The sequence below is a fragment of the Bartonella refiksaydamii genome (assembly GCF_902652675.1).
Classification (GTDB): Bacteria; Pseudomonadota; Alphaproteobacteria; order Rhizobiales; family Rhizobiaceae; genus Bartonella; species Bartonella refiksaydamii.
The window spans coordinates 1-18,940 of sequence record NZ_LR736315.1 but is presented as its reverse complement, the minus strand read 5'-3'; the positions used below and the strand labels follow the sequence as shown (position 1 = coordinate 18,940).

Below are 18,940 nucleotides of genomic sequence, written 5' to 3'. Positions count from 1 at the left end.
ATAAATTGGTACAAAACCTAGTGGCAAAATATACAAAACCTGCCGTCAAGCTACACCGAACCTTAAAAAATATGTGGAAAATCAATAGGTTATTGGTAAGATAAAATTGAATGGTGGGTGATGAGGGGATCGAACCCACGACCCGCTGATTAAGAGTCAGCTGCTCTACCGACTGAGCTAATCACCCACACTTCTCAAAAGATAAGAATGAGGGGTTCTATAATGCTCTTAAGGGAGGATGTCTAGATGGTTTTATGTTTTTTATATGAAAACGGTAAAGTCTATAGCTTAATTGGCTAATTGGCTGTACGATTAAAATATGATACCCCCCCTTGATCTTATATAAAAATAAACCCATTATAAGAAAGTCTATGAATAAGTGTTCTGATTATTATGCGGGACTATAGTTGGAGGATCGTCGAGCGTAATGCCCGAGAAAAATTCAGAAGGGGATTCTTGTGGTTATAGGCAGTTTGAACCATCGTTCTGTTTTATAAATTTTATCGATAACTGTATGCATTTAAGGAATATTTTGCTGTTGTTTGCTTTGAACGCAATCTTTTTGCGTTCAATGTTCTTGAACAATTGTGCGAATGAAAGCTTATGAATTTGTTTTGTCAATTGCGCGCTTTTAAGCTTTTAAAGACATTTTTGAAGGATGAACTATGATGGAATGGATCACTGATCCCCATGCGTGGTTTGGTTTGGTCACATTGGTTTTTCTCGAAATTGTTTTGGGCATAGATAACCTTGTCTTTATTGCAATTTTAGCCGAAAAGTTGCCGCTACATTTGCGGGATCGTGCGCGCATGATGGGGCTTACTTTAGCACTAATTATGAGACTTTTCCTTCTTACGGTTATTGGATGGGTGATGAATCTCGATACGATAATTTTTTCATTCTCATCTTTTGCATTTAGTTGGCATAGCCTTATTTTAACTGGTGGTGGGGCTTTTTTGCTGGCAAAGGGAACGCTAGAATTACACGAGAGGTTGGAAGGGATACCGCATGAAAGAAAAACAGGCGTTGCTTATGCTGTTTTTTGGCAGGTAATTGTTCAAATCGTGGTGCTGGATGCCGTTTTTTCTTTAGATAGCATTATTACTGCAACAGGTATGATTGTGAAAGAGCAGGCAGTGGTTATGTATATTGCAGTTATTGCTGCTATGGGTGTGATGATGTATGGATCTGGCACTCTTATGCGTTTTATTAATCGTCATTCTACTATTGTAATTCTTTGTCTTGGCTTTTTGATGATGATTGGATTTACTCTCATTGTTGAAGGATTTGGCTTTCATATTCCAAAAGGGTATTTGTATGCTGCTATTGGTTTTTCTGTTCTTATTGAAGCTTTTAATCAAATTGGACGTCGTAATCGTGAAAAAATGATTACAACAAATGATCTACGTGGTCGAACAGCTGATGCTGTTTTGAGGCTCTTGGGAGGGGGAAACAAAGAGGGTAGTCTTGGTGAGACTGTAGATGTCATTGCTGAACAAGCGGCAGCTTCTGAGTTATTTCGACCGGAAGAAAAAGAGATGATTCGTGGTGTTCTTGATTTAGCTGATCGCCCTGTTCGCTCTATCATGTCGCCACGCAATGAGATTGAGTGGTTGGATTTAAATGGTGACGAGAATGAAATGCGTGAAGAATTGCAACAGGTTAAACATAGTCGCTTAATTCTTGCACGTGAAAAAGTGGACGAATTTGTTGGTGTTGCTTTGACAAAAGACCTTCTTTTGAATTTGGCTGAAGGAAAAAAGCTCAATTGGAAAAAAGCTATGCGAGAACCCCTCGTGGTTCATGAAAATACAAGCGTCTTACGATTGATGGAGCAATTACGTCATTCTTCGATTCAGCTTGCAATTATTGTAGATGAACATGGATCTTTTGAAGGGATTGCAACGCCAACTGATATTCTTGAAGCTATTGCAGGTGATTTTCCTGATGATGATGAAGAACCTATGATAGCAGAACAGCTTGAAAATGGAAGTCTTCTTGTTGAAGGATACGCTGATATCCGTCGTTTAAGTGGTTATCTTGGGCGTAATCTTGTTGATGAGGCAGACCGTTATACTACTCTGGCAGGGTTTATGCTTTGGCAGTTTGGTCATTTGCCGAATGAAGGGGAAAGCTTTGAAACTGACGGTCTATGCTTTAAGGTTATCGAAATGGACCGTCGAAATGTATCTAAAGTCCTTATCTCTCCCCTCGTGTAATCAGAAAAAGCTTATTATTTTAATAGGCAAGGCAATAAGAAAATGCTTTTTATTGTAGGAGAGTGGAGGATCTAGAGATTGTGTAGATCTAGAGATTGTGTAGATCGATTGTGGTTTCGTTGTTTTTGGACAGTTTTTTGAGCGTAAAAGATGGATATGCAAAAGTTAAATTGTCTATTTAATATTGAGTATAAAAAAGATAAATAAAGGGTAGTGGTTGCGTTAACTTACATATGAAGTCAAGCTTAATGCGGTTATTTCTGTTTACACGCATATAAAAAAGAGAAAGGCTTTTATCTTTTTTATTTATTCAGGTGGTGTTTTGGGGGATCGCTTCCAATATTGTTGCGCTTCAAAAATTGCTACAACAAATAACGAAATGATGAGCGGTATAATCAAATAAAGCATTCTAAATACAATAAGTGCCGCGATAACATCTGTTGGATTTATATTAGGCATACCTGTTATGAATAAGGCTTCAAGAACACCAATACCCCCTGCTGGAGCATTGGAAAGAAGAGTTATCGTAAAAGATGTTAGGAAAACACCAAGCACAGAAATAAAGTGAATATCTGTGTTGTGTGGAAGAACTGTGTATATAATCCCTGCTGCTGCTAAAAGTTCTAAAGGACTAATAAGGAGCTGTTGAATGACAATTTTTAATCGTGGGTAGGAAAGTTGAATTTTTTTGCTCAAGTGTAAGGGCTTTAATTGAAGCCAGCTGCCAAAAGTATAGAGTACTATACAGCCAAGAAGAATTGCACCAATTGTTATTCCAAGCCATTCAGGAAGCTCATCATGAATGAGAGTGATAATTTGGGGTTGCAGAATCAAAACGATCCCAAAAAGTAAGATTGTGCCTATCACAAAAGTAAAAGAGCAAAAACCTACCAATATCGCGATTTCTGTTCCATTTAATCCTTTCATTTTATAGGCACGGTAGCGCACGACTGCACCAGAAAAAACTGAAGCACCAATATTGTGTGAAAGAGCATAGGTAGTAAACGAACATATCGCGATAAAAACCCAAGAAATCTTATGACCAAGATGCTGCAAAGCAATTCGATCATATCCAGCAAGAGCCGCATAAGCCAAGAAAGAGCACGAACAGGCCAACAGCCAGTGCTGTGCACTTAAATCGCTCAAGCGTTCCAAGACATCACTAAAAGAAATGGCAGAAAGCTTTATATAAAGAATGCGGATAGATATCAGCATTGCTAAGATACCAATAAATGGCCATATAAATTGCTTTATTTTCACGCTTCTATATCCATTTTATCTTTTCTATAAGTTTAATTCATAATTCTGCATATTTTTTACAGATCTCTGCCCTGTTAAATGTTCTACGACACCATTAGCAATTTCTTCACCATCAGTTACTACAACATCTGCACCTAAATCAACGAGATAAGTTGTTTCTACATCGGATAGTGCATGCGTAATTATCTGAATATCTTTTTTCATATCACGTATATTCACTATACATTCTCCTACTTCAATGGTACTTTGCATTGTAATAACAACTTTATGTGCATTACTCATATTTGCTGCGTTCATTATTTCTGGTTGAATGATATTGCCACAAATTACCTCGAATCCATCTGCAATCGCTTGGTCAGCGAGGCGTTTTGATTCTTCTACTATTACTACAGGTTTACCTCTATTTACCAAGGATAATGCAACATATTTACCAATATGACCGTAGCCAATAATTACGATATGGTTGTTTTTTAAGGTTATTGGTAAAAATTCATGGTCAGGATCTTGCAGATCAATATCAATGATAGTTTGTGTATCTTGTAAATTTTCAGGGAATTTTTCTAGATGTTTTTTAATTTTGTTGCAAGCCATGAAAACAAGGGGATTAAGCAAAATAGAAAGAATCGCTCCTCCAAGAATTAAATCATGGGCATCGTTGTTTAAAAGCCCCAAGCTTAAACTTAAACCTGCAAGAATAAAAGAAAACTCTCCGATTTGAGCAAGGCTTGCAGAAATAGTCAAAGCCGTTGCATTAGAATAGCGAAAAGCTTTAACGATGAAAAAGGCAACGACCGATTTTCCTAAGATAATAATGAATAATGTTGCTAAGAGGGGGAAAAAGTGAGTCAATAGTTTTCCTGGGTCAAATAACATACCCACAGAAACAAAAAAGAGAACAGAAAACGCGTCTCGTAGTGGTAAGGATTCTTCTGCTGCACGGTGGCTTAATTCTGATTCACTCATAACCATGCCTGCAAAAAAGGCACCAAGAGAAAGAGAAACACCAAATAAATGAGCTGCTCCGAAAGCTACTCCTAATGCAATAGCAAAGACACTTAGACGAAATAACTCACGTGATCCTGATTGCGCACTCATTTTTAGTAACCATGGGATAACACGCCGCCCAATAATGAGCATAAGTGCAATAAATACAATAACTTTCAGGATAGTAAGACCCAAAATTCCCCAAATACTTAAGTCTAGCCATTGAACAAGAGGATCAAACGCTTCCTTTTTTGTATTGTTAAGGACGTTTGCTAATGATGGTATAAGGACAAGGATAAGGACCATCGCTAAATCTTCAATAATTAACCATCCAACAGCAATGCGTCCTTTTTCTGTTTCAATAAGATGGCGTTCTTGCAAGGCACGCAGCAGGATAACGGTACTTGCTATTGATAAAGCTAAACCAAAGACCAAACTACCGCTGAAGCCCCATCCCATGATTAGACCAAGGCACAAGCCTAAAAAAGTAGAAAATGCCATCTGTGCAATGGCCGCAGGGATAGCAATAGCTCTTACAGATAAAAGGTCTTTTAATGAAAAATGGAGCCCAACACCAAACATCAGCAAAATGACACCAATTTCAGCGAGTTGGTTGATAATAACGGAATCTATTCTAAAGCCACCTGTATTTGGTCCAACAATAACGCCGGCTAACAAGTATCCTACAAGTGGTGAGATACGCAAACGGCTAGCAATCATTCCTAAAAGAAATGCTAAACATAAACCTGCGACAATAGTTGTAATCAGCGGAGTATCATGGAGCATAGATTATTTACGACTTTTTATTAAAAATGAATGTGTTGAAATGATTGTAACTTTTTTATGAGAAGAAGAGGGTGGTTGTTATATAAATCGGTATAGCATTTTCATTTTAGTTTAATGTTTGTATGATTATTCCGTTCACGCCACCAATCTCCTAACAGGAGTAAAATAGGAGCGGCAATAAAGATCGAGGACGATGTTGCAATTATAATTCCAAAGACCATGGGCAATGCAAAGTTATGGACAGCACTTCCTCCCCATATAGCCATAGGCAACATAGCGAGAATTGTGGTCGCTGATGTAAAGAGACAGCGGACAAGAACTTGACTAATTGAGAAATCAATCAGTTCACGCAGTGGCATTTTTTTATAAAGGCGCATATTTTCGCGCATTCGGTCATAGACAACGACCTTATCATTTATGGAATAACCAACAATTGTTAAAAGAGCAGCGATGGCTGTTAAATTGAAATCAAATTGAAATAAAGCAAAAAAACCAATCATTTTGGTGATATCTAAGATGAGCGTTACAATTGCTCCAACTGCAAAGAACCATTCGAAGCGCAACCATATATAGAGGGACATGGCAATTGCAGCGAGAATAACAGCAGTAAAAGCAGCGGTGGCAAGCTCGCCTGAAATTTTGGGACCAACAACCTCTATCTGATCGAATGTGACATCAGGATAGATGCTTTGTACAGCTGTTTTAACCTTATCAATGACGATACTTTGTTGCGCTTCGCTGCCACTTTGCTTCTGCATGCGAATGAGCACAGTATTTGCATTATCCATATTTTGTAGAGTAACTTCACCGATATCAAGGGTAGAAAGCCTTGAACGTAAAGTTGCTAAATCTGCTGGTGCTTTGGTGGTAACAGTCATTTGGCTTCCACCAATAAAATCAATTCCGAAATTCAAGCCAGGTTTAAAAAATAGAAAAACTGAAGCAAGTGATAAAACAATAGAGACGCCAATACCAATAAAGCGTGCTTTCATAAAGCGAAAAGTGGTATTGTGTGGGATAACATTAAAATTAGACTGAAGATGCAGCGTTTTAATTTTCCATTTACGGACAACCCAAATCATCATGATGCGTACAATTGTGATATTCGTGAACATAGAAATGATAATACCAAGTAACATTGTTACAGCAAAACCGCGAACAGGACCGGTGCCAAACCAAAATAGTAAAATAGTTGCAATAATTGCGGTAACATTGGCATCAACGATAGTTGCAAAAGCGTGTTTGAATCCACGATCTAAGGCAGCAAAGGCGCTAATACCTTTTCTACTTTCTTCACGGATACGTTCATTGATGAGAATATTGGCATCAACGGCGATACCGATACCTAAAATAATACCAGCAATACCGGGGAGTGTGAGTGTCGCACCGAGGAGACTTAGAGCAGCAAATGTTAAAATAGTGTGGAGCGCTAGTGCTATATTCGCAATGATACCCCAAAACCCATAGAGAAGAAAAATAAAAACCGTAACAAGAATAAAACCAATTATGCCGGTATAAAGCCCAATTTGGATGGCGTCAGCACCAAGATTTGGACCTACAGTTCTTTCTTCAATTACCGTTAATGGTGCAGGTAAAGAACCAGCGCGGAGGAGTGCAGCCAGAGTTGATGCTTCTTTGGGGGCAAAGTTTCCTGTAATTTGACCTTGTCCATTTGGAATGACGCTATTGATGGTAGGAGCCGTCAAAACTTTGTTATCAAGAACGATTGCAAAAGGGCGGTTAATATTTTGTCGTGTTATTTCAGCGAACATTTTTGCACCAGCGGAATTCATAGTGAATGAAATAATAGATCGTCCTGGTATTTGCGGATCAAAACCTGCACGGGCATCTTTCAATACATTTCCATCTAAGGCGATTTGATTATAAATTGCATAGCGTTGTGTCTCATCAGTATATCCAGGAAGGATTGAAACACCTGCGGGTGGATTATTTATATCCACATCAGAGGGTACAAGATGAAAGGTCATCTTAGCAGTTGTTCCTAAAAGATCACGCAGCTGTTTTGGGTCTTGTAAGCCTGGCAGTTGAACCATAATACGATCGGTCCCTACTTTTTGGATGGCTGGCTCAGTAACACCAACTTGATCTATACGTCTACGGATGATTTCTAAGCTTTGTTCGATAGCATTGTTAATACGATCTTTCATACCAGCTTCAGTTAATATGATACGAATAGTTTCATTTTGAGCACTGATAGTGATATCATTGGCTGTAGTACCAAAGCTATTGTGTATGGGTGTTATCAATGTCTTCAAAGCTGAGAGTGCTTTGTCAATTTGTGATGGATCAGAAATAAGTGCAACAACACCTCCTTCGATGATACGAACACTCGCTGTACGGATTTGTTTTTCACGTAGTATGTTACGCACATTTGCTAAAATTATGTGTAATTGATCGCGTTTTAATGTTTTACTATCGACTTCAAGTAGGAGAGAAGAGCCTCCTTGAAGGTCAAGCCCAAGTGTCACACGGGTGTTAGTTAAAAATTGTGAGTTTGTAACCTGTTCTTGCGAAAATAAATTGGGCAAAGCAACGTAAATGCTGCTTAGAAGGATAAAACAATAAAGAGTAATTAACCAACTGGGTGTACGCATGATATATTCCGCTAATAGGCAATTTAATAGTTATTAAAGTTAAAGGTAGAGTTTAAGACGATAGTTGCATAATTCAAGAAAGAGGGGAGGAGCGCGTTTATTTGAAAAACATTGTGTTTGAAGGTTTCCAAGTCGTATGCAAATAGCTAGAATAATCATTAAAAATAACTTTAACGTTGGGGTGTTTTGAAAAGTACTGATAGGCAGAATAGGATCTGTGTGGGGTGTTCCAAGCTTTTTATTTCCAGTTGTTGCAACATTTAATTGGGGATGCTTGTTGTGTGGTTCAAGCGTATTTTTTTTAACTATATTACTTGCTTGTAGCTGTTTGAGCCAATAGGCGCGTGCTCCTAGATTATTTGTCAACAATACGCCAAAGCTGGACAGAAGAAGCCAAGTCGCAAAAGGGAGAAAATTTTCTTTTTTGCAATAAAAGCGCAAAAAAAGCATGCCCAAATCCCTTCTTTTTTAATCTTTATTGAGTCCATTACCGTTAGTTCTTCTCTTATTATCAGTATTATAGGATGAGGGAAAGCTTTTATAAGCTTATTCTATAAAAGTTGAAAAGATTTGCCTCATGTCATATTTTAAGAGGGGATAGGTCCCTCTTTATACATTTAAGGTAGATATGTTTGCATTTTTTAGAAAAAAATTACGCATACTTTTCTTTATTTGCGGAATTATTGTTGTATTCAGTTCTTGTGCATGGGGAGATATTGGGCCGCAAGATGCAGTCATTGAACAACCAATAACTTCTCACTCAATTGATGAAATTATTCAACAACAACAGATTATTATTAAGAATCTTGAACGTGATACGGAAACTTTAAAAAAAGATTTTGAAAATAAATTAGAAGATGAGGGTTCTTTGTCAGAATTGCGGTTGCGTGCACGAGATATCAGTAAACGTGCCATAGAAGAAGCATTTGTTTTGCGTACTCCTCTTGATGATATTAATACACTCCTTGATCAATTAACAGAGCTCCATGAAGAGCTAAAAAACTTGAAAAACTTAAGTAAGGAGCGATCTTACTTGATAGAGAAAAAAGCTAAGATTAATAGTATAGTGCTTCGTTTCGAAGCAATCTTTTTGACTGCAAATAGAATAGCCGAACTTTCTATTTCTCAATCTCGAGAGCTTTTTAAACGCACACTTACACACAGGCTTGAGTTTTCTCTCCCAATGATTAAACATCTCACCCAGAAAACCAAAGAGGCTTCATCTGATTTTCTTTTTCTGTTGAACTCTTGGTGGAACTTTTTGTTTTATTTCAAATTATTACAGCTATTTCTTTCTTTTTTGATTCCGCTTTTTATCGCTTTGGGACTTTCTTATTTTTCTCATAAGGTTCTTTCACATGTGCGCTGCCACTTTACCAAGAACAACGAGGAAGTATCTTATTTACAACGCTTATTGATCGCTTTTGTTTCTGTTCTCTTACCTTCGCTTGTGTGTGTTGTTTGCGTTTATCTTGTATTATTCTTATTTCGTGGGTTTAGTTTGGATCCAGGGAAACTCACAACAGTATTTGATATGGTAGGATGCCAAATTATATTAATCTTTTTGATAAATCGTTTAGCCGTTGTTCTTTTATCACCAAATAGGGCCCATGTGCATCTTCTCAATATTGTACCGTCGGCAGCACATCAATTGGTGATTTTACTTACTTCTTTAGGTGCAATTTTGGCATTTGATGCTGTTCTCGATAGTATTTATCAAATAGTTTCAGCCTCTCTTTCTTTGACAATTGCCAAAAGTTTCGTTGCTGTTTTTTTTGTCGCAATACTACTGTTTATTATTTCATTTGTGCCTTTACGGTTTAGACGTGGGGATTCTCAAAGTGAAGAGAGAGAGCCGCACTTTTGGCCGCTTTATATACGTATTCTTCTCATTTTATTGGGATTATTGCTGATTGTGATAGATTTTTTAGGATATGTTGCTCTGGCGCGTTTTATTATGCAGCAAATTATAATCGGTGGAGCATTTTTGGTTTTAATGTATTTGGGGATAAAAAGCGCTCAAGCAATCGGAACTAAAGGACAATTTATGAAAACGAGCGTTGGTCATATTTTAATGCAATGGTTGCATTTAGAAGAGAAAACGATGAATCAATTGGGGATTGTTATTAGTATTTTCCTCAATTTTGTTGTTGTCGTATTTTGTGTAATGCCAATCGTTGCACAGTTTGGATTTTCGTACTCTGATTTCAGAACAGTGATGTGGCAGTTGATGACTGGTTTTCAAATTGGAAATGTGTCTATTTCTTTAATTTCTATTGTAACAGGAATTGTTGTTTTCTTCTTCTGTTTTTTTTGCATTCGTCAATTTATCGGTTGGCTGGATGGTACTGTATTGGCGCATGGTGAATTCGATTCTGGTGTGCGTAATTCTATCAAAACGGTTATAAATTATTGCGGTGTTGTCGTGTCAGCTTTGATAGGGCTGTCAATGGCAGGTTTAGATCTGAAAAATTTTGCGCTTATTGCTGGTGGGCTTTCGCTTGGTATAGGCTTTGGATTGCAAAATATTGTTCAAAACTTTGTTTCTGGGCTGATTATTTTGGTTGGAAGACCATTTAAACTAGGAGATTATGTAGAATCTGGATCAGTGGGTGGTATTGTAAAACGTATTAATGTGCGTGCAACGGAACTTGAAACATTTCAGCGCAAGACGATTATTATTCCTAATTCAAGTCTTATCAATAATAATGTCAGTAACTGGACTCGGCGTAGTAAAATGGGGCGTATTGATATCCCTGTTACTGTGTCCTCAAATCTTGCTCCAGATCGTGTTGTTGAAATTTTGTTAGAGATTGCTTCTGCAACAGAAGGGGTTTTAAAAAATCCTGCACCACAAGTGAGTTTTACGGCATTTGATAGTAAGAAATTTTCATTTAATTTGGCTATCTATGTGCCTAATATTACCGCGCCTTCTAAGGTGACTAATACTCTTCGCTTTGTATTATATAAGCGTTTTCTTGAGGAAGGAATTCTAGAATGCTAAAATGTTTTCACGTTTTTATGGTGGTCGCACTGTTGGATATTTGGGCTGTGACAGCTTTTGCAGCGACTGTGAAAAATACTGATTCAAAGAAACAATCTCTCATCATTGTTGAAGAGAGTATACCTTTAAATATTTTGTTGAATACTCATCAAACAGTTACAATTTGTATGAAGGGGTGTTTTATTACTTTTCCTAATAAAGACCGTTTTGCAATAATGGCAGAAGATCATATAGAAATCAACAAAGGTAGAGCCATTTTTAAATAAAATGGCTTCAGGTTTTTGTTATTCGGTAAAATATAAAGAGGGGAAAAGGTATGATTTTAATATGAGATTGCACATCGGGTAAGTGAGATAGACAGACTTTTTTATGTGCAAAATTTGGAATATGTGTTTTCAGGATGCTGGTTTTTCAACATTTCTGAAAATAACTAATTGGAATAAAATCAGTTTTGTAGTTTTGATACGACAGTTTGAATGAGGAGAGTATAACAGTTTTATTTTTGAAAAGAAAAGATCACAGCTATTTTAGCCAAATTTTATATTTATAATATTGATAATGTATAAATATTAAAAAATTATTTGCTAATCTTCAATTTTTATGTAACTATATAAAAGTATATATGATTTTGCAGTGTAAAATTTTAATCACTTTGTTTTTTTAATGTAATTTTTGATTATATTTGAATAATAGTAGTGGGGTATAATTTTATGAATACAAAATTTATAACAGCATCCGTTTTTATTTTTGTTTCAGCTTCTATGGTTCAGGCCGCGGATGTGGTTGTTTCTGAGCCGCCAGAACATGTTGCTTCGTCAGTTGTTGTTTCTCCACCTTTTTCTTGGGTAGGATTTTATTTTGGAGGCCAAGTTGGTGGTTTTTCAAGTAAACTTTCTGCAACTACTCGTGATGGGGATATTCCTCTTTTTCCTCATGAAAGAAGTAAAAATAAAAAGTGGGTGCCATTTGAGAAGAAATATTTACCTGAACTCTCTGGTTTTGTAGGTGGTTTTTATTTAGGTGCCAATATGGATCTTGGCAATAATTTTATCTTGGGTATTGATACAGACATACTTCTTTCTGGTCGAAAAAATACAAAAACTACAGTTCACTATGATGATTCTGGTGAAGTTAGAGGTAAAAAGCTCTCAGAGGAAGAAACGGATTCAGAGGAGGGAAGAGAAGATTCTCAATCAACTATGAAAAATTACAGAGAAGCAGGAAGAATAGAAAAGAACAGCGTAACTTTTGTCCACAAATTAAAAGAGAAATGGGTTGGTGGCACACGGATGCGTATTGGTTTTGCTGCTGATCGTATTATGCCGTATATCTCTGGTGGTTTTGCTTATGGACAATTTCAAGATATTATGTCGACATCTATTACTGGAACAGAGCCCTTTAATGCTATATCAGATGATACAAAGATGATGATTGGTTATACTCTTGGTGGTGGTGTTGACTTTGCAATGGCAGATAATGTTATTTTGCGTGCGGAATACCGTTATTCAGATTTTGGTAAAAAGAAATTCAAAGACGAGATTGAGCTTAATTACAAGACAAATGATTTTCGTATTGGTGTAGCTTATAAATTTTAATTTTGCGCGCTTAAATTAGCTCTCAGGGGTTCTGTCTTTGATGGAACCTTTATTTGTTATTCTGTAAAATGTTATCTTTTGTGATGGAAAGGAAGCCCTTAATTTTCAATGTTTGTGGTGAAGTAGGAATAACTATGAGATTTCCATTTTTTTGAATGAAAGCTTTCAAGATTATTGGCATTACTAAAATGCATGCTCAAAAAGAAGTTATGATTCGCAATCAAGACCGTTAAGTGCTGTTTGGTAGTGTATAATGGTGTAAAAAAAGATAGTTTAGGTTTTTACATTCTAATAAACTGTTGGAAAATAATCGGGAATCCGTATACTGTGGTGCGGACGGCGGGCACCATTTGTGCACCAATCTTTTCTTCCCTTAGAACTCTCTACAATATCACCTGATAGCGCGGTTTATCTTTTTTATATTTAATAACTAATTGTTTTTATTTTATTTTATTTATTAAATTGCCTTTTGTATATAATCTTGGTACCAGATGAAAGCGCTCCAAGCGCGATTCAAAAGATGGTTTTTAAAAGGTGGTTCGAAGAATAAGAACACGTGATAGACTATCTGTCTTATCTGTAAAAAATCTATCTAAAGGCAAATATGCTGACAGAGCTGGTTTATGGCTTATCAAAACTGCACCAGATCAAGGACGATGGGTTTTTAGGTTTGACCTCAATAAAAGACGACGAGAAATGGGATTGGGCTCTTGTAGCAATGTATCTTTAAAAGAAGCACGGTTCAAGGCTTCAGCTTGTCGTGATCTTTTGGATCAAGGAATTGATCCAATTCACCAAAAACAAAAAGAAAATTTGCGTCGGGCAGGGGGTGGTATTTCTTTACGAGAAATTGTCTCAAGTGCTTTTGAAGCGAAAAAAAACGAATTGAAAAATGAAGGAAAAGCAGCAAGGTGGTTAACACCTCTTGAGTTACATGTTTTTCCTAAACTTGGTGATATGCCAATCACTGAACTGACGCAAGTTGATATAAAAGGATGCATTTCTCCCATTTGGAAGACAAAAAACGAAACAGCAAGTAAAGCTCTATCTCGCTTGAATATAGCTATAAAACATGCGGCGGCACTTGGTATAGATGTGGATATGCAATTGATACCAAAAGCAAAAGCTTTATTAGAAAAGTTTATTCAAAATACCCAAAATATTCCAGCAATGCCATGGGAAGAAGTGCCTAAGTTTTTTCAATCTTTAAATGATGAGCTTGTATCAAATCTAGCTTTAAAACTTCTTATTTTGACGGGTGTTCGTTCTACGCCAATTAGGCATATTCGGTCAGAAGAGATTTATGGATCAATATGGATTATTCCAAAAGAAAATATGAAGGGGATTGTTGGAAAGGTTTCTGATTTTCGTGTGCCGCTTACAGCTGAAGCGCTTGCTGTTATTGAAAAAGCAAAAAAAATAGAAAAAAATGGTTTTTTATTTTCAGGGAGTTCTGGAAAGCCTATATCTGATGTAACACTTTCTAAATTCATGAAAGACAAAGGTTTTAATTACAGACCTCATGGTTTTCGTTCAAGCTTACGGGATTGGATAGCAGAGACAACGTCAACACCATTTGAAATTGCAGAATTTGTTCTTGCGCATTCAGTTGGTAGTTCAGTGACGAAAGCTTATATGCGAACGGATTTTTTAGAGCAACGCCGTGTCCTCTTAGAACAATGGGCGTCTTTTATATCAGGAGCTTCTTGATAATATGTCTATTGTCGAGTCAGGTATCTAAGAAATACTTAAGCGATTAGCGGATAGATTACGATATAATCTCTCTTTCCCCGCTTTTAAAGCGGGGAGGGGATAAAGCTTTCAGTTTTTGGTTAGCCACTATTTTAAATGTACAAAGCTATTATTGATAGCCTCCATGAGATGAGCAAAATTAAGAAACCATTTTCTAAAGGATTTCGCGCGTCTCAGAGTATGTTTAGAGTCGGATATTTGGTTTTTGTGTAAAAATATTTCCTACAGCATCTATAAGACGTGAAAAATCAAGCGCTAATAAGAGTATAATGAGTACAATCCATTTTGTATAACGCGACATCACTTTTACACTTTTATAGGTCATGATGATTTCTTGAAGCATTTCTTTTTCTGCTTCTGTGAGTTCTATATTGTCTTGTGTTTTTTTTCTAGCCATGTTTCCACCCACACAAGCGTTCACCTTGTTTATTGTGCTTTAAGATCTCTCTTGCTAAGTTTGAACTGATGGCGTTCAGATCTTGCTTGTCTAAATAAATTGGCAACCAGCCGACACAAGAAGAAGCGTATTTATTTGTTGCGCAACCAGTCAGAGAGAGCAGCACGCACATCAGCATCACTTTTTTGATTAATTTCATTTTCCACCTCCAGTCGTGTTGTTGCTGCTTTTAAAGCCTTTTCTGTTTGTTTTTGCTGTTCTGCTTTTTTTCCAAGAGTAAAAGCTCTAGCTAATGCAATAAAAAAAGCGGCTAAAGCCGCAACTGTTAGCATCAAATTTCTTTTCATCCATAAGATCAAAAGAAAATACCAGCACATGCGGCTAAAACCATAATGGCGGCTAGTGCCCATTGGATGGGACCATTGCCTGCTAACAAACCGCCAAGACCTGAAAAAGAACCAATGATTGGTGCAAGGGCTTCTGCTTTGAAAATCCCCGTTGGTGCTTTTGTTTCTACTGTTTGATAATTGGAGGAAACATAAGCCCCTTTCGCCCATAGCCCTGCTTCTGCTGCACGTCGGTGTGCGAGACCTTGAAGACACTTACCGCTTGCTTTGGTCCATTTTTGTAATTCGAAGGGGACTGCTTCATATTCACCTTGATTGAGCTTTTTTAACAGTGTCGAGTTACAAAAAGCTGTTGTACCTACATTATAACAAAAGGACACTAATGCTGCGAATTGTTCATTTGTTAATGAAACTGTAACAGCGCGTTCCACGGCATTTTCAAATTGTTGCAAATCTTGGCAAAGCAGTTCTTCTGCTTGCTTTTCCGTGATTGTCATACCTTTGTGAACAAAAGGTTTTCCAGCACTGTTTGTGTGTCCATAGCCGATTGTCCATATACCAATGGCATCTTTATAGGCATTCAAACGCAAGCCTTCCCATTGTTTTATGAGTGCTAGCCCTTCTGATGATATTTTTCGCATATGCTTCTCCATAAAAAAATCCCCACATAAGGCGGGGATGCGTGAAAATCTAAAGTTGATATCTTTCCTGTCCGAAAGGACAGCTTATTAAAACCTATGTAGCTTTTTTGTTGGAACAAAAAAATGTCTTTGACATTATCTATTATGTAGTATATAAGCTACAAATGTTTATTGTCAAAAAAACACTATATTTTACAGAGTGGCTAGATTCTTTAAAAGACAGACAAGCGCAAAAGAAAGTTGCTGCACGTATTTTTCGCCTTGAATATGGACTTCTAGGAGATGTGAAATATTTCCGTGGTATCGGTGAATTAAAAATAAATCATGGACCAGGCTATCGTGTTTATTTTTTTAAACAAGGAAAAGAGATTATTTTATTACTTAATGGCGGCGATAAATCTACTCAGCAGAAGGATATTGAAAAAGCCCTTCAATTAGTAAAGGAAATAAAAAATGGAAATTACTAAATTTGATGTAAGTGAATATTTTAACACGCCTGAAGACTTTCAGATCTTATTGCAGGATGCTTTAGAAACTAAAAATAGTGGCTATATTGCACATGTATTAGGTATTATTGCGCGTAAACAAGGAATGACAGCTGTTTCTCAAGAGACAGGTTTAAATCGCGAATCCCTTTATCGTTCTTTAAGTGACAAGGGTGACCCACGACTTTCCACTTTTCTCAGTGTTTTGAAGGCGTTAGATTTGCAAATTAGCTTAACACCTGCCAAAAATAATTGTAAGGAACAGACAGTTTTAGAAGAAGCATCTTGACCACCTCCCCACTTTTGAGAACAGGGAGGGGAGTTGTGTTTTTAAAGTTAAGCAACCTTTTTAATGGGGTGCTCCAAACTTGGTTCGTAAGCTTGCAACAAAGAATCCATGCTATGCGGTAGTTCTGAAGCTCCAAAATCTGTCAAAATTGCCAAGATTTTTGTAATATTGGGCACGTCATCTTGAAGCTTTAAAACCAGAGCATCTACGATCGATTCCATAACCTCAACTATAGCATTGCAGTCCTCATCTCCAATGCCTCGATGGTTAGAAAGCTTAAACAAAGCCATCCACAAATCGCATAAGAAGTCAACACTGCTATTCATTGCACACCTCCATGGATTTGCTCTCTCAAACATGCCAATCCTTTTGGTGTGATTTTAGTTGAAGGAAGCACCTTATCTGTTCCATCCGGTCTTTGAATGGTGATAGCAGGACAATCCATGAATCCTTTCTTGATCTTATCTTGATAAGGTAACAAAGGAGCCCCTGGAGCCCGTCGATAAACCCAATCATGTTTACGCAAATAATCGGTTAAATCCTTTAGTCGTACCTCTAACATCTTTGCTGCTTCAATAAGACCGAACAAACCATCAGAACGTTTTAAACCATCCAAAGCTTTTGCTTTTGGTGCTAATTCTGCAATGACATGATCTTTCTGTTCGATTTGATTTTGTAAGTGATTCAAGACACCAAGCAACGCTTCGGGTTTGGAGTAGTCAACTTGTGGGGTTGCTACTTGTTTTAAAAGCCGTTCACATTTGGTAAAATATTGACGTGCCTCATGCCCTTTGTCATTACGCTCTATCATTGAAAGGTGTTTAGCCATGTCTAATGTGATGTGGTATTCTTTTACCTTTCCACCGCTTACTAAATTTTTAGTAAGCGTTATAAAGTTTATATTTTCCTGAAATTTACATTCTTTAATGCGATTTTTAATCCAATCATTAAAGCAAGCTTTTATTTCTAAAAACGTATGTAAATCACGTGCGTTAACAGTTTGGACAGTTTCCTGATCAATAATCTGCTCTGATATTTCTATAAGTGTGTTCATAAAGAACTCCTTGTAGTTAGACGTTTTTCATTGACACTCTAAAAAGAGTGCCGGGTGCTGAAAAACACGGCTACAAGTCCGTCGTTACACTTTCCCCGTGAGGGTATTGTATAGCATAACCACACCCGACAATATTATTATACGCATGTAGCATATAACGAGTCAAAGTCTTAAATGTACAGAAGACTGATTATTTCGGTAACCAATCCGCTTGTAGTTTTAAAGGTGTTTTTCAGGCACCTGATTCGATTATTCATATTGTCGCCACATTGTCAAGTGGCAATGTAATGTTTTTATAAAAGTAATTAGTCAAATCCTTAGGTCGTACCTCTAAGATCTTTGCTGCTTTTATCAAACCGAACAGACCATAAGAACGCTTTAAACCATCAAGTGCTTTTGCCTTTGGTTCTAATTTAGCAATGATATTGTCTTTCCGCTCGTTTTCATCTTTTAAATGCGTTAAGACACCAAGCATTACTGCTGGATGGAGTAGTCGATCGATTGAACATAGGATTGCTTTATCTCGCCCCTACGCCACGCAACAAATAACTTAATAAGCATATAACGGACTTGAGAAGATTTTTCTGTATTCGATAATGTCGCAATCAATAACGCCTGCTCTTCGTTAAGCCAATATTCTGTTACGTTATTGCCCTTTATTACGTGCGCCACAGTGGCGAACCTCCCAAACCGTTCTATTTCTTGCATATTTCTTGTAATTAATTTTCTAACGTCACGTGTACGAACAAACCCTAATTTTTCTGCTAAGTCCACATCGCGAACACGAGGCTCGTTTTCGACTTCTCGTAATTTGATTAATTTGTCTTTATTGATAGGTAAGTATGTGCTATTATTCATTGTAATTGACCTCTTTCAGGTTAGTTAGATGTAAAGCGTTAGAGAGAGTTTTTGCGGACTTATGCTCTAACGCTTTTTCTTTTTTGAGAATGTTAATTATTTCAGATGAAAGAGAGCGATCATTCTCAGTCGCCCGATTAAACAACCACTCCTTTAATGTATGTGGCATATTTATTTTATATTGGATCGTTTTCATTTTACCTCCATATGCACATATTTAGTACCATAAAGGTACCTTGTGTCAAGTGTATTTTAGGTATATTTTAGGTGCATGACAAAAAAAGATCGTGTGCAATTTAAATTTCTCATTCCAATTGAACTGAAAAATCAATTGGAAGAGCTTGCTGAAGCAAATCATCGTAGCCTTACGGGTGAAATTCTTGCTCGTTTAGAAGATTCTGTCCGCACTACCGTTACATTAAATCACCTACTGGCAATGAATTCAGAAGATCTCAAAAAGCTCCTTGAACAACCACTCGTGAATAAAAAACAATAAGATGCCACACATAGCCCCCTCAGAACGCTTTAAGCCTTCAAGTGCTTTTGCTTTGGGTGCTAATTCGGCAATAGCATGATCTTTCTGCTTGCTTTTCAGTGATTGTCATACCTTCGTAAACAAAAGGTTTTCCAGCAGTGTTTGTATGTCCATAACCA

At 37.0% G+C, this 18,940-nt stretch carries 18 protein-coding genes, 1 tRNA gene and 3 pseudogenes; 8 read left to right on the top strand and 14 right to left on the bottom strand.

The window, feature by feature from the left end:
• Nucleotides 1-111: 111 nt before the first annotated feature.
• Nucleotides 112-187 (bottom strand) — tRNA-Lys (locus GQO39_RS07210).
• A gap of 478 nt (nucleotides 188-665) precedes the next feature.
• Here GQO39_RS07210 and GQO39_RS07205 point away from each other — a divergent pair.
• Entirely contained in the window at nucleotides 666-2,219 is a 1,554-nt protein-coding gene (locus tag GQO39_RS07205) for a TerC family protein (protein ID WP_156851583.1), read from the top strand.
• 306 nt (nucleotides 2,220-2,525) lie between these two features.
• Here GQO39_RS07205 and GQO39_RS07200 read toward each other — a convergent pair whose 3' ends face one another.
• The 4 genes from GQO39_RS07200 to GQO39_RS07185 all read right to left on the bottom strand — a co-directional run bounded on the left by GQO39_RS07200 (nucleotide 2,526) and on the right by GQO39_RS07185 (nucleotide 8,314).
• Nucleotides 2,526-3,479, bottom strand: coding sequence for a lysylphosphatidylglycerol synthase transmembrane domain-containing protein (locus tag GQO39_RS07200; RefSeq protein ID WP_156851582.1), 954 nt, complete (start codon nucleotides 3,477-3,479; stop codon nucleotides 2,526-2,528).
• A gap of 24 nt (nucleotides 3,480-3,503) precedes the next feature.
• Entirely contained in the window at nucleotides 3,504-5,249 is a 1,746-nt protein-coding gene (locus GQO39_RS07195) for a cation:proton antiporter domain-containing protein (protein ID WP_156851581.1), read from the bottom strand.
• Nucleotides 5,250-5,350: 101 nt separating this feature from the next.
• On the bottom strand, nucleotides 5,351-7,864 hold the full coding sequence (secD, locus tag GQO39_RS07190) for a protein translocase subunit SecD (RefSeq protein ID WP_156851580.1): 2,514 nt from the start codon (nucleotides 7,862-7,864) through the stop codon (nucleotides 5,351-5,353).
• A gap of 39 nt (nucleotides 7,865-7,903) precedes the next feature.
• Complete coding sequence (locus GQO39_RS07185; protein ID WP_156851579.1) at nucleotides 7,904-8,314, bottom strand: hypothetical protein; 411 nt, start codon at nucleotides 8,312-8,314, stop codon at nucleotides 7,904-7,906.
• 178 nt (nucleotides 8,315-8,492) lie between these two features.
• Between GQO39_RS07185 and GQO39_RS07180 the strand changes: the two genes are divergently transcribed.
• The 4 genes from GQO39_RS07180 to GQO39_RS07165 all read left to right on the top strand — a co-directional run bounded on the left by GQO39_RS07180 (nucleotide 8,493) and on the right by GQO39_RS07165 (nucleotide 14,173).
• A complete protein-coding gene (locus tag GQO39_RS07180; protein WP_156851578.1) occupies nucleotides 8,493-10,868 on the top strand; it encodes a mechanosensitive ion channel domain-containing protein in 2,376 nt (791 codons plus the stop codon).
• On the top strand, nucleotides 10,862-11,134 hold the full coding sequence (locus GQO39_RS07175; protein WP_156851577.1) for a hypothetical protein: 273 nt from the start codon (nucleotides 10,862-10,864) through the stop codon (nucleotides 11,132-11,134). The genes GQO39_RS07180 and GQO39_RS07175 overlap by 7 nt, the downstream gene beginning before the upstream one ends.
• A 444-nt stretch (nucleotides 11,135-11,578) precedes the next feature.
• Nucleotides 11,579-12,463 (top strand): outer membrane protein, encoded by an 885-nt coding sequence (locus tag GQO39_RS07170; protein ID WP_156851576.1) that lies wholly within the window; start codon nucleotides 11,579-11,581, stop codon nucleotides 12,461-12,463.
• A 534-nt stretch (nucleotides 12,464-12,997) separates the two neighbouring features.
• The gene (locus GQO39_RS07165) at nucleotides 12,998-14,173 is read left to right on the top strand and encodes a tyrosine-type recombinase/integrase (protein WP_198039433.1); all 1,176 of its coding nucleotides are present in this window, start codon (nucleotides 12,998-13,000) and stop codon (nucleotides 14,171-14,173) included.
• A gap of 226 nt (nucleotides 14,174-14,399) precedes the next feature.
• Here GQO39_RS07165 and GQO39_RS07160 read toward each other — a convergent pair whose 3' ends face one another.
• The 3 genes from GQO39_RS07160 to bgtA all read right to left on the bottom strand — a co-directional run bounded on the left by GQO39_RS07160 (nucleotide 14,400) and on the right by bgtA (nucleotide 15,600).
• On the bottom strand, nucleotides 14,400-14,612 hold the full coding sequence (locus tag GQO39_RS07160) for a hypothetical protein (RefSeq protein WP_156851575.1): 213 nt from the start codon (nucleotides 14,610-14,612) through the stop codon (nucleotides 14,400-14,402).
• A gap of 131 nt (nucleotides 14,613-14,743) precedes the next feature.
• On the bottom strand, nucleotides 14,744-14,971 hold the full coding sequence (locus GQO39_RS07155; protein ID WP_156851584.1) for a hypothetical protein: 228 nt from the start codon (nucleotides 14,969-14,971) through the stop codon (nucleotides 14,744-14,746).
• The gene (gene bgtA, locus GQO39_RS07150) at nucleotides 14,968-15,600 is read right to left on the bottom strand and encodes a gene transfer agent endolysin BgtA (protein WP_156851574.1); all 633 of its coding nucleotides are present in this window, start codon (nucleotides 15,598-15,600) and stop codon (nucleotides 14,968-14,970) included. Before bgtA ends, GQO39_RS07155 begins: the two co-directional genes overlap by 4 nt.
• 164 nt (nucleotides 15,601-15,764) lie before the next feature.
• Here bgtA and GQO39_RS07145 point away from each other — a divergent pair, with 164 nt between their 5' ends.
• Together GQO39_RS07145 and GQO39_RS07140 are read left to right on the top strand one after the other, a co-directional pair.
• Nucleotides 15,765-16,067 carry a type II toxin-antitoxin system RelE/ParE family toxin gene (locus tag GQO39_RS07145; protein ID WP_007552685.1) on the top strand — a complete coding sequence of 101 codons (303 nt, stop codon included), beginning with the start codon at nucleotides 15,765-15,767 and terminating at the stop codon, nucleotides 16,065-16,067.
• Complete coding sequence (locus GQO39_RS07140) at nucleotides 16,054-16,374, top strand: addiction module antidote protein (protein ID WP_007552686.1); 321 nt, start codon at nucleotides 16,054-16,056, stop codon at nucleotides 16,372-16,374. The genes GQO39_RS07145 and GQO39_RS07140 overlap by 14 nt, the downstream gene beginning before the upstream one ends.
• A gap of 47 nt (nucleotides 16,375-16,421) precedes the next feature.
• On the opposite strand, the gene GQO39_RS07135 is transcribed toward GQO39_RS07140, so the two are convergent.
• The 4 genes and pseudogenes from GQO39_RS07135 to GQO39_RS07120 form a co-directional block, all read right to left on the bottom strand.
• On the bottom strand, nucleotides 16,422-16,700 hold the full coding sequence (locus tag GQO39_RS07135; RefSeq protein ID WP_156851573.1) for a hypothetical protein: 279 nt from the start codon (nucleotides 16,698-16,700) through the stop codon (nucleotides 16,422-16,424).
• Nucleotides 16,697-17,428, bottom strand: a complete 732-nt coding sequence (locus GQO39_RS07130; protein ID WP_156851572.1) for an antA/AntB antirepressor family protein — start codon at nucleotides 17,426-17,428, stop codon at nucleotides 16,697-16,699. Before GQO39_RS07130 ends, GQO39_RS07135 begins: the two co-directional genes overlap by 4 nt.
• Before the next feature lie 289 nt (nucleotides 17,429-17,717).
• Nucleotides 17,718-18,286, bottom strand: a pseudogene (locus tag GQO39_RS07125) (phage antirepressor Ant); the annotation flags it as partial.
• A complete protein-coding gene (locus GQO39_RS07120; RefSeq protein WP_004859798.1) occupies nucleotides 18,279-18,482 on the bottom strand; it encodes an Arc family DNA-binding protein in 204 nt (67 codons plus the stop codon). The gene GQO39_RS07120 and the pseudogene GQO39_RS07125, both read right to left, overlap by 8 nt.
• A gap of 75 nt (nucleotides 18,483-18,557) precedes the next feature.
• Here GQO39_RS07120 and GQO39_RS07115 point away from each other — a divergent pair, with 75 nt between their 5' ends.
• Nucleotides 18,558-18,782, top strand: coding sequence for an Arc family DNA-binding protein (locus GQO39_RS07115; protein WP_004859800.1), 225 nt, complete (start codon nucleotides 18,558-18,560; stop codon nucleotides 18,780-18,782).
• Here GQO39_RS07115 and GQO39_RS09270 read toward each other — a convergent pair.
• Nucleotides 18,729-18,872: pseudogene (locus GQO39_RS09270) on the bottom strand (phage antirepressor Ant); the annotation flags it as partial. The gene GQO39_RS07115 and the pseudogene GQO39_RS09270 overlap by 54 nt on opposite strands.
• Nucleotides 18,865-18,940: pseudogene (locus GQO39_RS09265) on the bottom strand (lysozyme); the annotation flags it as partial. The pseudogenes GQO39_RS09265 and GQO39_RS09270, both read right to left, overlap by 8 nt.